This is a genomic window from Streptomyces diversicolor, assembly GCF_057537855.1.
Window position 1 is genome coordinate 62,195 of the sequence record NZ_BAAJXA010000037.1, and the last position, 18,938, is coordinate 81,132.

The 18,938-nt window shown below is 71.5% G+C and carries 15 protein-coding genes and 1 other RNA gene; 9 read left to right on the forward strand and 7 right to left on the reverse strand.

All coding sequences use genetic code 11. The features are described 5' to 3' along the window. Positions 1-232: 232 nt before the first annotated feature. From AC27LF_RS34130 to AC27LF_RS34140, 3 genes are all read left to right on the forward strand, one after another. A complete protein-coding gene (locus tag AC27LF_RS34130) occupies positions 233-1,465 on the forward strand; it encodes a serine/threonine-protein kinase (RefSeq protein WP_479660317.1) in 1,233 nt (410 codons plus the stop codon). Positions 1,466-2,093: 628 nt separating this feature from the next. Beyond that, positions 2,094-3,200 carry a peptide chain release factor 2 gene (gene prfB, locus AC27LF_RS34135; protein WP_479660318.1) on the forward strand — a complete coding sequence of 369 codons (1,107 nt, stop codon included), beginning with the start codon at positions 2,094-2,096 and terminating at the stop codon, positions 3,198-3,200. Positions 3,201-3,512: 312 nt separating this feature from the next. After that, on the forward strand, positions 3,513-4,112 hold the full coding sequence (locus tag AC27LF_RS34140; protein ID WP_479660319.1) for a hypothetical protein: 600 nt from the start codon (positions 3,513-3,515) through the stop codon (positions 4,110-4,112). A 113-nt stretch (positions 4,113-4,225) separates the two neighbouring features. Here the strand turns inward: AC27LF_RS34140 and AC27LF_RS34145 are convergent, their stop codons facing one another. Then, complete coding sequence (locus AC27LF_RS34145; RefSeq protein WP_121893961.1) at positions 4,226-4,432, reverse strand: hypothetical protein; 207 nt, start codon at positions 4,430-4,432, stop codon at positions 4,226-4,228. Positions 4,433-4,723: 291 nt separating this feature from the next. Here AC27LF_RS34145 and ftsE point away from each other — a divergent pair, with 291 nt between their 5' ends. From ftsE to ssrA, 5 genes are all read left to right on the forward strand, one after another. Beyond that, a complete protein-coding gene (gene ftsE / locus AC27LF_RS34150; RefSeq protein ID WP_361289025.1) occupies positions 4,724-5,413 on the forward strand; it encodes a cell division ATP-binding protein FtsE in 690 nt (229 codons plus the stop codon). A gap of 38 nt (positions 5,414-5,451) precedes the next feature. Further along, the gene (gene ftsX / locus AC27LF_RS34155) at positions 5,452-6,369 is read left to right on the forward strand and encodes a permease-like cell division protein FtsX (protein WP_479660320.1); all 918 of its coding nucleotides are present in this window, start codon (positions 5,452-5,454) and stop codon (positions 6,367-6,369) included. Between the two features lie 67 nt (positions 6,370-6,436). Continuing rightward, the gene (locus AC27LF_RS34160; RefSeq protein WP_479660321.1) at positions 6,437-7,609 is read left to right on the forward strand and encodes a S41 family peptidase; all 1,173 of its coding nucleotides are present in this window, start codon (positions 6,437-6,439) and stop codon (positions 7,607-7,609) included. Positions 7,610-7,667: 58 nt separating this feature from the next. Continuing rightward, positions 7,668-8,153: an SsrA-binding protein SmpB gene (gene smpB, locus AC27LF_RS34165; protein WP_479660322.1), complete on the forward strand. Its 486-nt coding sequence runs from the start codon at positions 7,668-7,670 to the stop codon at positions 8,151-8,153. A 93-nt stretch (positions 8,154-8,246) separates the two neighbouring features. Further along, positions 8,247-8,645: a transfer-messenger RNA gene (gene ssrA / locus AC27LF_RS34170) on the forward strand. A gap of 113 nt (positions 8,646-8,758) precedes the next feature. Here ssrA and AC27LF_RS34175 read toward each other — a convergent pair. From AC27LF_RS34175 to AC27LF_RS34200, 6 genes are all read right to left on the reverse strand, one after another. After that, entirely contained in the window at positions 8,759-9,769 is a 1,011-nt protein-coding gene (locus AC27LF_RS34175) for a LacI family DNA-binding transcriptional regulator (RefSeq protein ID WP_479660323.1), read from the reverse strand. Continuing rightward, positions 9,769-12,036 carry an alpha-xylosidase gene (gene yicI, locus AC27LF_RS34180; RefSeq protein ID WP_479660324.1) on the reverse strand — a complete coding sequence of 756 codons (2,268 nt, stop codon included), beginning with the start codon at positions 12,034-12,036 and terminating at the stop codon, positions 9,769-9,771. The genes AC27LF_RS34175 and yicI overlap by 1 nt, the downstream gene beginning before the upstream one ends. A 9-nt stretch (positions 12,037-12,045) precedes the next feature. Next, positions 12,046-12,870 carry a carbohydrate ABC transporter permease gene (locus AC27LF_RS34185; protein WP_479660325.1) on the reverse strand — a complete coding sequence of 275 codons (825 nt, stop codon included), beginning with the start codon at positions 12,868-12,870 and terminating at the stop codon, positions 12,046-12,048. Continuing rightward, entirely contained in the window at positions 12,867-13,877 is a 1,011-nt protein-coding gene (locus AC27LF_RS34190) for a carbohydrate ABC transporter permease (protein ID WP_479660326.1), read from the reverse strand. Before AC27LF_RS34190 ends, AC27LF_RS34185 begins: the two co-directional genes overlap by 4 nt. Then, on the reverse strand, positions 13,874-15,166 hold the full coding sequence (locus tag AC27LF_RS34195; RefSeq protein ID WP_479660327.1) for an ABC transporter substrate-binding protein: 1,293 nt from the start codon (positions 15,164-15,166) through the stop codon (positions 13,874-13,876). The genes AC27LF_RS34190 and AC27LF_RS34195 overlap by 4 nt, the downstream gene beginning before the upstream one ends. Positions 15,167-15,319: 153 nt before the next feature. Then, positions 15,320-16,615, reverse strand: coding sequence for an MFS transporter (locus AC27LF_RS34200; protein ID WP_479664461.1), 1,296 nt, complete (start codon positions 16,613-16,615; stop codon positions 15,320-15,322). A 407-nt stretch (positions 16,616-17,022) separates the two neighbouring features. Between AC27LF_RS34200 and AC27LF_RS34205 the strand changes: the two genes are divergently transcribed. Next, the gene (locus AC27LF_RS34205; protein ID WP_479660328.1) at positions 17,023-17,994 is read left to right on the forward strand and encodes a LysR family transcriptional regulator; all 972 of its coding nucleotides are present in this window, start codon (positions 17,023-17,025) and stop codon (positions 17,992-17,994) included. Positions 17,995-18,938: the final 944 nt, after the last annotated feature.

The following is an 18,938-nucleotide window of genomic DNA, read 5'->3' on the forward strand; positions in this document are numbered from 1 at the left end:
CGGTCGTCTGCGGCGCCGTTGTGGCCGGTCGCGCCCGCGCGGCGGAGCCGCATATCGATACAGCCTCGCGCCCCTTCGGGGCGCTGTCTGACCGCAGCGGACTTCAACTGGACCTGCTGAGGGCTCGGTCTGGGGATTTGTCGACACCTGGCGGGTGATTTCGGCCGCCGCGGTGAAGGTTGGCTCCTCGGACGCGTAGTTTTAGCGGCAACACGCGTCTGTAGGAGCAGTCTTGGCACGGAAGATCGGCAGCCGGTACACCGCGAACCAGATCCTGGGACGGGGCAGCGCCGGCACGGTGTGGCTGGGCGAGGGACCGGACGGGCCCGTCGCCATCAAGCTGCTGCGCGAAGACCTCGCGTCCGACCAGGAGCTCGTCGGACGCTTCGTGCAGGAGCGCACGGCACTGCTCGGTCTGGAACACCCGCACATCGTCTCGGTGCGCGACCTCGTCGTCGACGGCAACGACCTGGCCCTCGTCATGGACCTGGTCCGCGGCACCGACCTGCGCACCCGTCTGGAGCGGGAGCGGCGGCTCGCCCCCGAGGCCGCGGTGGCCATCGTCGCGGACGTCGCTGAGGCGCTGGCGGCGGCGCACGCGGCCGGGGTGGTGCACCGGGACGTCAAGCCCGAGAACGTGCTGCTGGACATGCAGGGGCCGCTCGGCCCCGGCGGTGCGCATCCCGCGCTGCTGACCGACTTCGGCGTCGCGAAGCTGATCGACACCCCCAAGCGGACCCGCGCCACGAAGATCATCGGTACCCCGGACTATCTGGCGCCGGAGATCGTGGAGGGTCTGCCGCCGCGGGCCGCCGTCGACATCTACGCCCTCGCGACCGTGCTGTACGAGCTGCTGGCCGGGTTCACCCCGTTCGGCGGCGGCCATCCGGGCGCGGTGCTGCGCCGGCATGTGACCGAGACGGTCGCGCCGCTGCCGGGCATCCCGGACGAGCTGTGGCAGCTGGTCGTGCAGTGCCTGGCGAAGGCGCCCGCCTCGCGGCTGCGGGCCTCCGAGCTGGCGGCGCGGCTGCGGGAGCAGCTGCCCCAGCTGGCCGGGATGCCGCCGCTGGACGTGGACGAGCCGGATGCGGAGCCGGCGCCGCAGGCCGCGGAGCCCTCGGCGGCGGCACCGGTGCCCGGGGAGCGGGCGCGCCGGCGTGGCTCGGTGCCGCTGGTCCCGGGCGCGCAGCCGGACTCCAACCGGGACACGCACACCTCGATGCGGGTGCCGGGGCCGGACGAGCTGGCCGGCGGCGCCCGCGGCACCGCGCGGGTACCCCGGGCCTCGGGCGCCCCGCGCCCCGGTTCGGCCCGGCACCGCGCGGCGGCCCGGCGCCGGCGGGTGACGCTGGCAGTGGCGGGCACGCTGCTCGCGGCGGCGATCGGCGTCGGCGCCTGGCTGGCGACCTCGGGCGACGACGCGGGCGCCACCCCACAGCCCACGCACCCCACCACAACCCCCTGACGAAGCACTCCGCAGGCCGAGCCAGGCCCTGCGACGAGCCGTCCGGCACCGGGCTCGGCGCTGTGATCAGGCGCACGCACCTCGGGCCCGCTGCCGCGCCGCGACGGCTGTTCCCCCAGGGGCCGCTTTGCCGGTCGGGCCGAGTGGTGCCGCCGGTCATTCGGGGCGGGGCTGTGGTCGGGCGGGTGTTTCGGCCTACGTCGGGGCGGGTGCCGTGCGTCGGTCCGGGCAGGGCGCATGCGCGTCGCCGACAACGTGACGGCCCTCGCAGGGTGCGCCGTCGGTCGGTCCGGGTCGTGCCGCCGGCCGTTCGGGGCGGGTCTGTGATCGCTCGTGCGGTCCGGCGCACCTCGGGCCCGCTGCCGCACCGCGACGGCTGGGGGCAGCAGACGTCCACGACCGGGTGACGTTCCCCACGTGGAGCTCCGCCGGTCCGGCCGCGCCGTGTCGCCGTCCCCGCCAGCCGCGGCGGCAGATCACGCGGCTCCACCACACCCCCGGCCCGCTGCCGCGTACCGCGATGGCCTCAGATGCAGGTGCGTGGCGTGGTGACGTTCCCCACGGGCCGCTTTGCCGGCGGACCCGGCGGGCGGGCGAGGTCGGTTGCCATTGCCGTTAGTCTGGAGGCGTGGCAGTCGTCGATGTATCCGAAGAGCTCAAGTCCCTCTCCTCGACCATGGAGTCGATCGAGGCCGTCCTGGACCTCGACAGGATGAGGGCCGACATCGCCGTGCTTGAGGAGCAGGCGGCGGCGCCGTCCCTGTGGGACAACCCGGACGAGGCGCAGAAGATCACCAGCAAGCTCTCCCACCTCCAGGCCGAGGTCAGGAAGGCGGAGGCGCTGCGCGGCCGGATCGACGATCTCGGCGTGCTCTTCGAGCTGGCCGAGGCCGAGGACGACACCGACACCCGCGCCGAGGCCGAGGCCGAGCTGGCCGCGGTCAGGAAGGCGCTGGACGAGATGGAGGTCCGCACGCTGCTCAGCGGGGAGTACGACGCGCGCGAGGCGCTCGTCAACATCCGCGCCGAGGCCGGCGGCGTCGACGCGGCCGACTTCGCCGAGAAGCTGCAGCGCATGTATCTGCGCTGGGCCGAGCAGCACGGGTACAAGACCGAGGTCTACGAGACGTCGTACGCGGAGGAGGCCGGCATCAAGTCGACCACGTTCGCCGTGCAGGTGCCCTACGCCTACGGCACCCTCTCCGTGGAGCAGGGCACGCACCGGCTGGTGCGCATCTCGCCCTTCGACAACCAGGGCCGCCGCCAGACCTCCTTCGCCGGTGTCGAGGTCCTGCCCGTCGTCGAGCAGTCCGACCATGTCGAGATCGACGAGTCCGACCTGCGCATCGACGTGTACCGGTCCTCCGGCCCGGGCGGTCAGGGCGTCAACACCACCGACTCCGCGGTCCGCATCACCCACCTTCCCACCGGCATCGTGGTCTCCTGCCAGAACGAGCGGTCGCAGATCCAGAACAAGGCCACCGCGATGAACGTCCTTCAGGCCAAGCTGCTGGAGCGGCGCCGGCAGGAGGAGCAGGCCAAGATGGACGCCCTCAAGGGCGACGGCGGCAACTCCTGGGGCAACCAGATGCGTTCGTACGTGCTGCACCCGTACCAGATGGTCAAGGACCTGCGCACGGAGTTCGAGGTCGGCAACCCGGAGGCCGTGTTCAACGGCGAGATCGACGGCTTCCTGGAGGCCGGGATTCGCTGGCGCAAGCAGCAGGAGAAGTAACCGAAGCAGCCAAGTCGACCATGACAACTGCCGCCCCGAGGGCGGCAGTTGTCATTTGTCCGGGTTTTACATCACCGTCACAGGCGCCAACTCCCCGTAAATGCCCTGCCGCTGGACATTGCGCACGCAACGGCCTTGACGATCCCTTGGAAAATGGGAAGGGTGAAGCGTGCCATGCGTATCTCTGGGGCGCATGTGAACCGGGGGGCGTGAAGGACCTGATGGAACACGGACTTCACCGGCTACCCCCGTCGATCACGGCCGGCCCCATGCGCCGCACACTGACCATCAGCTACTGGGGGTAGCAACCAGATGACCAAGAAGACGCGGATCCGGATCGCGCGGATCGCGGCCGGTGCCGTGATCGCGGCCGGCGCCTCGCTGACGGCGGCCGGCGCCGCCTCCGCCAGCGAGTCGGAGGAGTGCCTGCTCGGCATCCTCTGCGCCGCCGACGAGTCGCCGAGCCCGGACCCCACCGACACCGGCATCCCGACCACCCCGGAGTCGCCGACGGAGTCCTCGGGCCCCTCGGACGAGCCGACGGAGCCGACGGAGGAGCCCACCGAGCCCACGGAGGAGCCCACCGAGCCGACCGAGGAGCCCACCTCCGACCCGACCCACGGCGGCGGCAACGGCAATGGGAACGGCAACGGCGGTGGCAACAGCAACACCGACCCCAAGGGCGGCTCCGGCAGCTCGGCCCAGGAGGGCGGCTCCTCCGCCCTGACCGGCACCGGCCCGGACACCCCGGCCGCTGGCGCCCAGGCCCAGGGCAGCGGCGACGAGCTCGCCGAGACGGGTGCCGGACAGACCGCGTTCCTGATCGCGGGCGCCGCCACCATGATCGCTGGTGGTGTCGCCTTCCGTGTCCTGCCGCGCCTCGCGGGCGGCCGGGGTGGCGCCGCCGCCTGAGCGTGACGGAACGTAGTCGCGTTCGTACGGTCCGTACGTGTGACGCGGTGACGAAGGGCCCGGAGCCTGCCGCTCCGGGCCCTTCGGCCGTCCTCAGCCGCTCTGTGGTCCGCTCACGCGGTCTGGTGCGCCAGCAGCGCCACCGCGGCGATCAGCACCGCAAGCAGCGCGATCAGCGCCATCGGGTTCAGGCCGGCGAAGAAGCCGTCCTGGAAGAAGCCCTGCTGCTGCAGCCGCTCGCGGTTGGCCCGGCACACGGGACACCGGCCCTCGCTCACAGGCGCCGCGCAGTTCGCGCACACCAACCGGTCGTACGTCATGCGCTCGCCCTCCTTGCACCGGCCGTCATCCGAACAACGCCTACGGGAACGCGAACGTTCCCCTCACCACTGTGCCAGGTTCCCGCGGAGCGCGCGCGGGTCACCGGCACCCGGCGGTCCCGGCGGACGAGCCGGCGGTTCCCGCGTACAAGCCCGATACCCGGTGGGTGCACCCCCGATACCCGGCACAAAAATGTACAAGCTCCGCACAACCCCGGTCGGCGACTGCGCTCGCCCGCCCGGTTCGCGTATGGTCACGCACATCTACCCCCGGCGACCCGTGGTGCATCCGTGATCCGATTCGACAATGTCTCCAAGGTCTACCCCAAGCAGACCCGCCCCGCGCTCAGGGATGTGTCCCTGGAAGTGGAGAAGGGCGAGTTCGTGTTCCTCGTGGGGTCCTCCGGCTCCGGAAAGTCCACCTTCCTGCGGCTGATCCTCCGCGAGGAGCGGTGCAGCCACGGCCAGGTGCACGTCCTGGGCAAGGACCTCGCGCGCGTCTCCAACTGGAAGGTGCCCCAGATCCGGCGCCAGCTCGGTACGGTCTTCCAGGACTTCCGGCTCCTGCCGAACAAGACGGTCGCGGAGAACGTGGCCTTCGCCCAGGAGGTCATCGGCAAGTCGCGCGGAGAGATCCGCAAGTCCGTGCCGCAGGTGCTCGACCTCGTCGGGCTCGGCGGCAAGGAGGAGCGCATGCCCGGCGAGCTGTCCGGTGGTGAGCAGCAGCGCGTGGCCATCGCGCGCGCCTTCGTCAACCGGCCCAAGCTGCTCATCTGCGACGAGCCCACCGGCAACCTCGACCCGCAGACCTCCGTCGGCATCATGAAGCTGCTCGACCGGATCAACCGGACCGGCACGACCGTGGTGATGGCGACGCACGACCAGAACATCGTGGACCAGATGCGCAAGCGCGTCATCGAGCTGGAGAAGGGACGCCTCGTCCGCGACCAGGCCCGCGGCGTCTACGGCTACCAGCACTGACACCGCACGAGATCCACGGAAAGGCTTGATCCGACGCCATGCGCGCCCAGTTCGTACTGTCGGAGATCGGTGTAGGTCTCCGCCGCAATCTGACGATGACCTTCGCCGTCATCGTCTCCGTCGCCCTGTCCCTGGCCCTGTTCGGCGGCTCGCTGCTGATGAGCGACCAGGTGACCACCATGAAGGGCTACTGGTACGACAAGGTCAACGTCTCGATCTTCCTCTGCAACAAGAGCGACGCCGAGTCGGACCCCAACTGCGCCAAGGGCGCGGCCACCGAGGACCAGAAGAAGCAGATCCTCGCCGACCTGGAGAAGATGCCGGTCGTCCAGAAGGTCACCTACGAGTCGCAGGACGAGGCGTACAAGCACTACAAGCAGCAGTTCGGCGACTCCCCGCTGGCCAGTTCGCTCACCCCGGACCAGATGCAGGAGTCGTACCGGATCAAGCTGAAGGACCCGGAGAAGTACCAGGTCATCGCGACCGCCTTCAACGGGCGTGACGGCGTGCAGTCGGTGCAGGACCAAAAGGGCATCCTGGACAATCTGTTCGGTCTGCTCAATCTGATGAACAGTGCGGCCCTCGGCGTCATGGCGCTGATGCTGATCGTCGCCCTGCTGCTGATCGTCAACACCGTGCGCGTCTCGGCGTTCAGCCGTCGGCGTGAGACCGGGATCATGCGTCTGGTCGGCGCGTCCGGCTTCTACATCCAGGCACCGTTCATCATGGAGGCCGCGGTCGCCGGGCTCATCGGCGGCGGTCTCGCCTGCGTCTTCCTCGTGCTCGGGCGGTACTTCACCATCGACCACGGCATGGCCTTGTCGTCCAAGCTGAACCTCATCAACTTCATCGGCTGGGACGCCGTGTTCACCAAGCTCCCGCTGATCCTCGCAGCGAGCCTGCTGATGCCCGCGCTTGCCGCGTTCTTCGCGTTGCGCAAGTACCTGAAGGTGTGACGCACGCCAAGAGGGCCGTGCGGTCAACCGGCCGTACGGCCCTTCGCGTTGTCCTAGACTCACCGGCATGTCAGGCCGCGACCCCCTCTGTCAGTCCCGCCGCTTCCGCCGCGGGGCGGCCCTGACGTTGGTCTTCGCCGGTGCGCTCGTCACCGGCGCCGCGACCGGTTCCTTCCCCGACCCCGCCGGCTCCGGCCGCGGGGCCGCCCCCCAGGACGCGGCCCGCGCGACCGTCCGGCCCGATGCCGTCCAGAAGGCCGCCGCCGAGGCCATGGCCGACGGCAAGTCCCCCATGGAGGCGGCCGAACGGGCGGTGAGCCGCAGCGGGGACCGCTGGGGCGCCGTCTACTCCCGGGGCGAGTACCAGGAGTTCGAGGAAGCCCTCGACGGCCAGTACACCGGCGTCGGCCTGTGGGCGCGGCGCGCGGGTGACGGCCGTATCGAGGTGACCCGGGTGCAGCCCGGCTCGCCCGCCGACGCCGCCCGGATCCGCAAGGGCGACCGGCTGCGCAGCGTCGACGGCACCGCGGTCGACGGGCGGCCGGTCACCGAGGTGGTCGCCCTGCTGCGCGGCGACGCGCTGGACGCCCCCGCGGGCACCGCCGTCCGGCTCGGCCTGGAGCGCGGCGCGCGCACCTGGAGCGAGACCCTGCGCCGGGCCCGGCTGTCCACCGACTCCGTGACCGTCCGCAGGCCCTCCGCGGACGTCACCGTCATCAAGGTCGACGCCTTCACCAAGGGCGCGGGCGACGTCGTGCGCAGCGCCGTGCGGCGGACCCCGGCCGGCGCCGGGATCGTCCTCGACCTGCGCGGCAACTCCGGCGGCCTGGTCACCGAGGCCGTCACCGCGGCCTCCGCCTTCCTCGACGGCGGACTCGTGGCCACCTACGACGTCGACGGCGAGCAGCGCGCCCTGCACGCCGAGAACGGCGGCGACACCACCAGACCCCTGGTCGCGCTCGTCGACGGCGGCACGATGAGCGCGGCCGAACTGCTCACCGGCGCACTCCAGGACCGGGGCCGCGCGGTCGTCGTCGGCTCCCGCACCTTCGGCAAGGGCGCGATCCAGATGCCGACCCGGCTGCCCGACGGCTCCGTCGCCGAGCTGACCGTCGGCCACTACCGCACCCCCTCCGGGCACACCGTCGACGGCCGGGGCATCACCCCCGACCTGGTGGCCGGCCAGCGGGCGCTGGAGCGGGCCGAGACCGTGCTCGGCGGGCTCGGCGACCCCTCGTAGCGCCACCGTTTATCGGCTTCCCCCGCACCCCCTCCATGGTGCGAAAATGGTCGGCACTATGGCTAAGGAAAAAGGGCGCAAGCTGATCGCGCAGAACAAGAAGGCGCGGCACGACTACCACATCCTCGACACCTTTGAGGCCGGTCTGGTCCTCACCGGGACCGAGGTGAAGTCGCTGCGCCAGGGACGGGCCTCGCTGGTCGACGGCTTCGTACAGCTCGACGCGCGCGAGGCATGGCTGTACAACGTGCATGTGCCGGAGTACACCCAGGGCACCTGGACCAACCACAGCGCCCGCCGCAAGCGGAAGCTGCTGCTGCACCGCGCGGAGATCGAGAAGCTGGAGTCCAAGGCCCAGGAGACGGGTCACACGATCGTGCCGCTCGCGCTGTACTTCAAGGACGGCCGGGCCAAGATCGAGATCGCGCTCGCCAAGGGCAAGAAGGAGTACGACAAGCGCCAGACGCTGCGCGAGAAGCAGGACCGGCGCGAGGCGGACCGCGCGATGGCGGCGGCCCGGCGCAGGCAGCGCGGCCAGTCCTGACCGGCCGGCGGGAATACGCTGGCACGCGGGTGCGTTGGTCACGTACGATGGCAGCGCACCCCGGGGCGGGTGCGCGGTTTGAAAAATGAACATGGGGATGATCGGTTTCGACAGCGGCTGTCGAAGCAGGGGAAGCGTGTCGAGGAAGCGGCCATGATCTCGTAAACCACAGGCCGAAAAAAATAATCGCCAATACCAAGCGCGATTCCTCCCAGCAGGCCTTCGCCCTCGCTGCCTGATAGGCAGCAAGAGCGAGCCTCCTACTAAAGGGAGTGTCAGCCCGGGGCTGTTCCCGACCCGGATCCTGGCATCAGCTAGGGGACTAAACCTCGATCCCGGTCACGGGGTGAAGAGGGAAACCACACAGTGACTGAGCCCGTCGGAGACTTGTCCGCGTGATCTCCGGGGCTGAGAAAAGCGCAGCGGACTGCACACGGAGAAGCCCTGGTTCCGCACCGTTGGACGCGGGTTCGATTCCCGCCATCTCCACGGACACGACAGGCGGCGTGCGCCCACAGGCGCACGCCGCCTTCGTCGTTGTCACCCGACTGCGCCGCGCGAGCGGGGGCTTGGCCACGACGGGCCGTCGCCACGGCGCGCCGCGCTCAGGGCGCCGCGCGGGGCCGGGTGGTGGCGCGTTCGGTCAGCCGGGGCGCCAGCAGCGTCGCCTCCGGTACCTCGGCGCCGGCCAGCTTCCCCATCAGCAACTCCACCGCCCGCTCGCCGAGTTCGGCGGACGGCACGGCCACCGACGTGACCGGGACGCGCAGCGACCCGGCGAGTTCGTCGGGGCAGATCGCGGTGACGGACAGATCGCCGGGAACCCGCAGCCCGAGCCGTCCGAAGGCATCGACCAGCGGTTCCAGCACCGCCTCGTTGTGCACGACGACCCCGGTCAGCGCGGGCTGCTCGCGCAGCAGCCGCTCGGCGACCCGGCGGGCCGCGGCGGGCGTGGCCTCGCACGGATGGACGGCCGAGACGAGCCCGCGCCGGTCGGCCGCCGCGGTGAAGCCCCGTACCACCCGCTCGGCGAACCCCGTCCGGCGCACATACACCTCGGGCGGCGAGCCGACCAGCGCCACCACCCGGTGCCCGAGCCCCGCCAGCCGTTCCACGCACAGCTCACCGGCCGCCTGGAAATCGAGGTCCACGCAGGTCAGGCCCGCGGGCTCGGCGGGAAACCCGATCAGCACGGACGGCCGGCCCCACGAGCGCAGCAGCGGCAGCCGGGGGTCGTGCAGCTCGACATCCATCACGATCAGCGCGTCCACCAGCCCGGTGTCCGCGACCCGCCGCAGCCCCTCCTCGCCCTCCTCCTGGGTGAGCAGCAGCACATCGTGGCCGTGGCGCCGGGCCGTGGTCACCACCGACACCGCGCACCGCATGACCACCGGCACATGGATGCCCGGGCGCAGCGGGACCACCAGAGCGAGAACGCCCGAGCGGCTGCCGGCCAGGGCGCGGGCGCCGGCGTGCGGGCGGTAGCCCAGCTCACGGATGGACGCCGCGATGCGCCGTCGGGTCTCCTCGGAGATGGGGCGCTTGCCGCTCAGGGCGTAGGAGACGGTGCTCGGGGAGACCCCGGCGTGCCGCGCCACATCGGTGATCTTGACCATCAGCCCAGCTCCACCGTGAGGAAACCGGTACCGGCCCGGGCCCGCGCGGTCCGCTCCCCGGCCGCGAGCGCCCAGGGCCGCGAGGGATCGCCGGCCGAGGCCCGCAGCGTGTCGCCCTCCCGTACGACGGTGAAGGTCACCTCCCCGGCCCGCACCGTCACCTGTGCGCCGCGGGCCGGCCGGAACGCGCGCAGCGTGACCCCGTCGGCGTGGTCGTAGTCCGGCCGGTCGTCCACCGCGCCCACCGGGATCACCGCGCCCGGCCGCACGAGCAGCGGCACGCTCAGAAAACCGTGCCGCTCACGCACCCAGCGCGGCCCGGTCACCGTCCGCCCGTCGGCGAAGCGCGTCCAGGTGCCCTCGGGCACGTAGTACGTCACGTCCCCCTCGTCGCTGAACACCGGCGCGACCAGCAGATCCGGGCCGAGCATGTACTGCCGCTCCAGATGCGCGCACCCGGGGTCGTCCGGGAACTCCAGGACCATCGCCCGCATCACCGGCACACCCTCCTCATGAGCGGTGCGCGCCGCCTCGTAGAGGTAGGGCATCAGACGCAGCTTGAGCCGGGTGAAGTGCCGCAGCACGTCGACGCACTCCTCGTCGAACAGCCACGGCACCCGGTACGACGACGACCCGTGCAGCCGGCTGTGCGAGGACAGCAGACCGAAGGCGATCCACCGTTTGAACAGCGCGGGCGTCGGGGTGCCCTCGAAGCCGCCGATGTCATGGCTCCAGAAGCCGAACCCGGACAGCCCCAGCGACAGCCCGCCGCGCAGCGACTCGGCCATCGACTCGTACGTCGCCTCGCAGTCGCCGCCCCAGTGCACCGGGAACCGCTGGCTCCCGGTGGTCGCCGACCGCGCGAACACCACCGCCTCGCCCTCGCCCCGGTGCTTGCGCAGCACGTCGAAGACTGTGCGGTTGTAGAGGTAGGCGTAGTAGTTGTGCATCCGCTCCGGGTCGGAGCCGTCGGCCCAGGCCACGTCGAGCGGGACGCGCTCGCCGAAGTCGGTCTTGAAGCAGTCGACGCCCTGCGCGAGCAGCGCCTCCAGCTTCGCCGCGTACCAGTCGCGGGCGGCCGGGCTGGTGAAGTCCACCAGCGCCATGCCGGGCTGCCACAGGTCCCACTGCCACACGGCGCCGTCCGGCCGCCTCAGCAGATGCCCGAGGGCCTTGCCCTCCGCGAACAGCGCGGAGCGCTGGGCGATATACGGGTTGATCCACACGCAGATCCGCAGGCCGCGCTCCTTCAGCCGCGCCAGCATGCCCTCCGGGTCCGGGAAGACCCGCGGATCCCAGCGGAAGTCGCACCAGTGGAACTCGCGCATCCAGAAACAGTCGAAGTGGAAGACGGACAGCGGCAGTTCGCGCTCCCGCATGCCCTCGATGAAGGACGTCACCGTCTCCTCGTCGTACGACGTGGTGAACGACGTCGACAGCCACAGCCCGAACGACCAGGCGGGCGGCAGGGCAGGGCGGCCGGTGAGGGCGGTGTACTTGCGCAGGATGTCCTTCGGGTCCGGGCCGTGGATGACGTAGTACGTCAACTGCTGTGACTCGACGCTGAACTGGACCCGGGACACGGACTCCGAACCGACCTCGAAGGACACCTTGCCGGGATGGTCGACGAAGACGCCGTAGCCGGCGTCGGTGAGATAGAACGGGGCGTTCTTGTAAGCCTGTTCGGTGGCCGTGCCACCGTCGGCGTTCCAGATGTCGACGACCTGGCCGTTCTTGACGAGCGGCCCGAAACGCTCGCCCAGACCGTAGACGCCGGTCCCGACGCCGAGGTCCAGCTGCTCGCGCAGATAGTGCGCGCCGGTCGCGTCCCGCATGATGCCCATGCCCTTGGGGCCGCTGCCGGTCAGGGTGCGCCCACCGGCCACAAAGTCGATGCGCCAGGGGCCGGTGCGGGCCACCCGGACCGACAGCGCGCCGCAGGTGAGCATCGCGTGCTCGTCGTCGTACGAGACCTGCGCCGCGCACTCCTGCCGTCGCACCTCGAAACGGGGGGTGCGCGGCTGCTCGCCCTCGAAGTGGGTGAACGTGATGCCGATGACGTCGGCCATCGGGGCATGGACACTGATCGTCACGACCGGTCCCTTCAGCAGGTCGCCGCGGTGGCGGACGGGCCGGGTCGGCGCGTGGATCTCCAGCGTGCCTTGCCCGGAGGGGGCGTCCCCGGCGGCGGTGACGTCCAGCACCTCGACCGGGTGGGCGGCGGTGACGCCCTCGCGCAACAGCCAGTAGCCGTCGGTGAACTTCACAGGGGCTCCCTACTTGACGGCACCCGCGGCGAGCCCGCGGATGAGCGTGCGCTGGAAGACGAGGAAGAAGACGACCGCCGGCAGCACACCGAGCAGGGCCGCCGCGCTGGTCATGGTGGCGTCCATCAGACGCTGGCCCTGGAGGACGCCGAGCGCCACCGACACGGTCTGGTTGTCGTTGGAGACCAGCATGACCAGCGGCAGCAGGAACTCGTTCCAGGTCCAGACGAAGAAGAACACCAGGAGCACACCGAGGGTGGGGCGGCTGACCGGGACCACGATCCGCCACAGCACCTGCCACGTGTCCGCCCCGTCGATGCGGGCCGCCTCGATGATCTCCCGCGGGAACCGGCCCAGCACCGAGGAGAGGAGATACGTGCCGAAGGCCGCCTGGATCACCGTGAACACGATGATCACGCCGATCCGGGTGTCGTACAGGCCCGCCTGCTTGCTCAGGTAGTAGAGCGGATAGACCAGCGCCTCCTGCGGCAGCGTGTTCGCGAGCACGAAGAACGCCAGCACCCAGGTGCGGCCCTTGATCCGGCCGATGCCGATCGCATACGCGTTGAGCACCGACACGACGACCGCGAGGATGGCCACCGAGCCGCTGATCAGCACGGAATTGAGGAGCTTTCGGCCGTAGTCCACGCGCTGCCAGAAGTCCTTCAGACCGTCCAGGTGGACGCCGTCGGGCAGGCTGAGCGGGCCGTGCTGGGAGTACTCCGCCGGTGACTTGACCGCGTTGACGGCGACGATCACGAACGGCACCACCATGAACAGGGCCGCCACGCACAGGGCGATCAGCACCGGGTAGCGGCGCAGCGCTCCGGTCATGCCCGACTCCCTTCCCTGGCGTCCCTGGCGTCCCTGGCGTCCCCGGCGTCCCCGGCGTCCTCGGCGTCCTCGGCGCGGCTCTGGAGCCTCAGCCCGAGCAGACTGAGGGCCAGGATGAGGACCGTGAGCACGGTGGAGATCGCCGCGCCGTAGCCGACCTGGGTCTTCTCGAAGAACGTGGTGAAGGAGAAGTAGGAGGGCACGTCGGTCGCCCCGCCGGGCCCGCCCTTCGTCAGCACGTACACCGCGCCGAACACCTTGAGCGCGGCCACGGTGCACCAGGTCAGCACCACATGGATCTCCGGGCGGAGCTGCGGCAGCGTGATGTGCCGGAAGCGGCGCCACCAGCCGGCGCCGTCCAGTTCGGCCGCCTCGTACAGCTGCGGGTCGACCCGTTGCAGACCCGCCATGAAGACGACCAGCGGGAAGCCGAGCTGCACCCACACCATCACGCCCATCACGCTGTACAGCGCGAGGTCCGGGTCGCCGAGCCAGTCCTGCCGCCAGGAGCCGAGCCCGACGGCCTTCAGCAGGGCGTTGAGCGTGCCGTCGTCCGGGGCGAGGATCCAGCTCCAGACGATGCCGGCGACCGCGATCGGCAGCACCTGCGGCAGATAGAAGCAGGCCCGCAGCACGACCACGATGCGGGAGCCGAAATGCTTGCCGATGTAGTCGAACAGCGCGGCGGCCAGGACGAGTCCGAGCGCCGTCGGCACCAGCGCCATGGCGACGACCATGAACAGGCTGTGCCGGAACGAGGCCCAGAACTCGGCGTCGCCCAGCAGCTCGCGGTAGTTGGCGAGCCCGGACCAGTCGGGGGTGCCCACCCCCTGCCAGTCGGTGAAGCTCACGCCGGTGTTCATCAGGAACGGGACGACGATCACCACGAGGAACGCCAGCGCTCCCGGCAGCAGGAACGGCGCGTAGGAGTCGCGGCGCCGGGGCGGGGGCCCGGCGCGGTGCCGGGCCTTCGCCGGCCGCCCGCCGCGTGCGACGGTGACGGTCATCGGCCCGGTACGCCCTTGTCGTACGCCGTCTGCAGATGGCTCAGACAGGCGTCCGGCCGTTCGCTGTCCGTGATCAGCTTCTGGGTCTCGGAGACCAGGGTGTCGTAGAAGCCGGGGACCGGCCAGTCCGGGTAGAAGGCCAGGCCGTCCCGGGCGGTCAGGGTGTTGAAGTCGGAGATGAGGGCCTTGGCCCTCGGCTCGGTGATGGCCGAGGCGTCGGCCGCGACCGGGACGGCGCCCTTGTTGCCGAGCAGGTTCTGGATCTTCTTCGACAGGGTGATGTCGATGAAATCGTAGGCGAGTTCCTTGTTCTTCGCGCCCTTGGGGACGACCCACAGATTGCCGCCGGAGCCGAGGGTCAGTTCCGAGCCCGGCCACAGCGAGGTGTCCCAGTCGAACGTCGCCTCGTCCTCGAAGCGGCCGAACCACCAGCTGCCGGAGAACAGGATCGGCGCCTTGCCGCGGATCCAGGACACGCCCGCGTCCTCGGCCTTCGCACCGCTGGACGTCCTGCTGATGTAGCCCTTCTTCACCCAGTCCGCGAACGTGGTGGCCGCGTAGGTCCAGGCGGCGTCGTGGAAGTCGTTCTCACCCTTGTACAGCTCGTACGCGTCGACCCAGGAGCGGTCGGCCTTGGACAGGGCCAGCTGGTACAGATACTGCTGGGCCGGGTACTCGGCGCCCGCGTTGGCGAGCGGGGTGACGCCCTTGCGTACGAACGCGTCCATGGCGGCGGTCAGTTCGTCGAACGTCTTCGGCTCGGCGATGCCGTACTTCGCGAACAGGTCCTTGTTGTAGAAGACCATCGTGTACTCGGCGTAGTTGGGCACGCCGTACCACGCGCCGGAGCCCATCACGCCGTTCGTGTCGTACCGGCTGGTCGTGCGCACGCCCGCGCTCAGCTTCTTGTCCCAGCCGCGGTCGGTGGCCTGGGCGGTCAGATCGGTGAGCAGGCCCTGCTTGGAGAGCAGGCCCGCCGTCGCGTTGCCCTTGTTGTACTCCATGAGATCGGGCGCGTCGGAGGAGTTGAGCACCATCGGCGCCGTCTTCTGGATCTGTTCGAACCCCTTCTCCTCGAACTTCACCGTGACCCCGGGGTGCCGGGCCTCGAACTCCTTGATGGCCTCCTTCCAGGCCAGGCCCATCGCGCTGTTGGGCGCCTCGTAGTGCCACAGCCGCAGCGTCCCGCCGTCGGAGGAGCCACCGTCCGAGCCGCCGCAGGCGGTCGACAGCAGGGACCCGGAGAGGATCACCGCAGCGGCCGCCACACGCCTTCGTGCCGTCAACATCCTGTGCCTCCAGGGGAGTCGGATGGTTCTGGGGTCGCCATGCAGCGGGGCACCGGTCCCGTCGAACCAGTTCGCCACCCGGCGTCGAAGCGCTTCGACGGGGGAAGGTAGGTGGGGCCGTGAGGTGCGTCAATGGGTGCGGCGGTAATTGATTCAAGCGATTCGACGGAGGCGTCGTGACGATCGTGGCCGTGCGCTGGCCGAGGCGATCAGCAGCGCGGTGCCGGCCGCCGCGGCCGGCACCGCGAAGCCCGTCGTCGGCGAGGCGTGCTGTGCGGCCCAGCCGCCGCCCGCGGAGCCGCAGGCGATGCCGAGGAGCAGCCCGGTGACCACGAGGCTCATCCCCTCGTTCAGCCGGCCCTCGGGGGTCTGCCGCTGCACCAGCGTCATCGCGGTGACCATCGTCGGCGCGGTCGCCATGCCCGCCACCAGCAGGGCCGCCGCCAGCGCCCACAGCGATCCCGAGACGCCGGCCGCGAGCAGCGGCAGCGGCATCAGCGCGGTCATCGCGAGCAGACACCTGGGCAGCCGCGGGCGGGCCGGGCCGCGCGCCCCGTACCACAGCCCGGCCGCGCACGAGCCCGCCGCCTGGAGGGCGAGGACCGCCCCGGCCGCGGACCGGTGGCCCTGCCCGTCCGCGTAGGCGATCGTGACGACCTCCATCGAGCCGAAGACGGCGCCGGTGGCGACGAAACAGACCAGCAGCGGCGGGAAACCCGGGGCGCGCAGCGGCGAACGGCCCCGGCGCACCGCCCGCGGCGGCGGCTCGGTCGCCCGCTGCGCCGCGAACACCAGCATGCCCGCGAGCAGCAGTACCGCCCCGGTGAGCGTGCCCGCCTCGGGGAAGAACGTCCCGGTCAGGAAGGACGCCAGCACCGGGCCTAGCATGAAACACAGCTCGTCCGCGGCCTGTTCGAAGGAGTTCGCGGTGTGCAGGGCGCCGGGGTCGTCCCGCAGCAGGTGCGCCCAGCGGGCCCGGGACAGTCCGCCGATGTTGGGGGTGGCGGCGGTGGCCGCGTACGCGGCGAACAGGGTCCAGTCCGGGGCGTCGTAGCGCACGCACAGCAGCAGGGCGAGGCTGCCCAGCACCGCGCACACCGTGGCCGGTACGGCGATACGGGCCTGCCCGTGCCGGTCGACGAGCCGCGCGAGCCACGGCCCGGCCACCGCCGTCGCTCCGAGACCGGCCGCGGTGACGGCGCCGGCGAGCGCGTACGAGCCCCGGGCGCCGGCGATCATCACCACCGCGCTCACGCTGAACATGCCCATCGGCAGCCGGGCGACCAGATTCCCGACGGTGAAGGCCCGGACCCCGGGGCGGGCGAAGAGCCGACGGTAGGGGGCAAGGGGGGTTGCCCTGGCGGGAGTTGGGCCGGTCTGTCGAGGGGATGCCTCGGTGCGGGGCGTGGCGGGGGCTGGGGTGGCTGTTCGGCCGGGGGTGTGGGGCAGGGGCTCGTGGGGTGTTCCGGCCGGTGGTGCGGCGGGTGCCGTGCGGGGTGCTGCGCGGTGCGATGCCGAGGGTGACTCGGGGAGGAGTTCCGAGGGCGTGGCGGATCGGGGGGCCGAGGCTGTCTCGGGCCGGGGGGCTGCGGGTGTCTCGGGCCGGGGGTCGGCGGGTGTGTCGCGGGCCGCTTCCGGCTGCTGCCGAGGCGGCGGCGCGGCAGCCCGCTGTGCGGGCGCCTTCGGTGATGCTTCGGGGGACGGCGGTGCGGGCGCCTTCGACGGCGCTCGGGGGGACGGCTCGGTCTCGGGTTCGGCGGGGGTCGCGGGCATGGGGCCACCGTCGTCCGGGGGCGGCCTTGGGGTCCAACACCTGTTCGATGCGGATTCACGCACATCCGTTGTAGATTCCGGATGTGCCCGCTCCCGCTCATCCCGACCCCCGCCTCCTGCGCGCCTTCGTCACCGTCGCCGAGGAACTGCACTTCACCCGGGCCGCCGCCCGTCTGTACGTCGCCCAGCAGGCGCTGAGCCGGGACGTACGGCGGCTGGAGCGGGAGCTGGGCGCCGAACTGTTCCTGCGGACGACCCGGCAGGTGACGCTGACCGCCGACGGCGCGCGCCTGCTGCCGTACGCCCGCCGGGTGCTCGCCGCCCAGGACGACCTGCTCGCGGCCGCCGGCCGGGCCCGGCCCCTGCTGGTCGACCTGAACTCGCCTGGCCTGGCCACCGGCCGCCGGGTGCTGCACCGGGCCCGCGAACTCGCCCCGGAACACGAGCTGATGGCCCGCTACGAGAGCGGGCTGACCGGGGCGGCGGCCGAACTCCTCGCGGGCCGGCTCGACGCGTCCTTCGGCCGGTTCGCGGGCCTCGACCCGGTGCTGCGGGCCGGACTCGAACAGCAGCCGGTCCGCTACGAACCCATGGCCCTGGTGCTGCCCGACGACCATCCGCTGGCCTCCCTGGAGGCGGTGCCGACGGCCGCGCTCGCGGGCGAGACCGTGTACGCCGGGGCCGGCAATCCGCGCACCCCCGAGTGGACCGATCTCGCGCGCCGCCTCTTCGAGGAGTGGGACATCCGGCTCGCGCCGCCCCTTCCGCTGGCCGTCGGGGACGAGGAGTTCGAGCGGATGATGGCGAAGACGGGGCACCCGATTCTCGCCGTGGTGGACTTTCCGGCCATGCCACGCACGGTTTTGCGCCGACTGGTCGGTCCGGTGCCGCTCTCGCCCGTCTCACTCGTGTGGCGAAAGGGGCTGGTCCATCCCGGGTTCGACGCGCTGCGGCGGGCGGCGGCCGAGGTCGCCGCCGCGCACGGATGGCTGCGGCGGCCCGCCGGGGGATGGATTCCGGCCATGGATGAGGATGTGATGTGTGCCGGGAACTGATACGCGGTGACCACACATCCTCCGCGTGCGCTACATTCGTGGCCCGAGCACGCTGTGGTAAAGGGGGCGCTCGGGCCGGGTGGGGGCTCGGTTCGATCGACGGGTGCTCGGTGTCGTGAGCGCACCCGGAACTGTCCCGTGGGGGGATGTGCGCGCGTGAAGAAGTGGCGAGAAGACGCCCAACCAGAACGGTCCGACGTCGCAGCGACGACCCGGAACCTTCCCCTGGCGGGGGGCGACACCCGAGCGTTCCCGGAGACCGGAAGCACGACCGCCCTCCACGCGGACCGGGGTCCGCGGAGCGGGCCCGACGACGCGTTCGACGGCTGGTTCGACAGCGGGTCCCTCCGGGGGTCAGGCGGCCGATCCGTCGGTGACCCCGGCGGGCGGTCCGTCAGTGAACCTGGCGGCCGGTCTGTGAGTGAGTCCGGTGGGCGGTCTGTGAGTGAGTCCGGTGGGCGGTCTGTGAGTGAGTCCGGTGGGCGGTCTGTGAGTGAGTCCGGTGGGCGGTCCGTTCGTGACCCCGGCGGCCGGTCCGTGAGTGAGCCCGGTGGCCGTTCCGTGAGTGAGTCCGGTGGGCGGTCCGTCAGTGAGTCCGGTGGGCGGTCCGTGAGTGAGTCCGGTGGGCGGTTCGGCGCGGGCCCGGATGGTGGATCCGACGGTGGGGCGGCGCGGGAGCGTCAGGTTGCGGAGACCGGTGTCTGGACCGGGCCCGGTCCCAGGCCCGTTTCGGGGGTGGGGCGCGGGCGTCTCATATCCGACGCCGAACAGACAGCGGTGCTGCCCGTGACCGGAGCGGGCGGCCCGGCCATCGGCTCCGCCGGTTCCGCCATTGGCTCCGCCGGTTCCGCGGGGCTCGGGCGGGAACCCGGTCCGGGCGGTTCTGCCGGGGTCGGGCGGGAGCGTGGTCCAGGCGGTTCCGCGGGGCTCGCGCGGGAACCTGG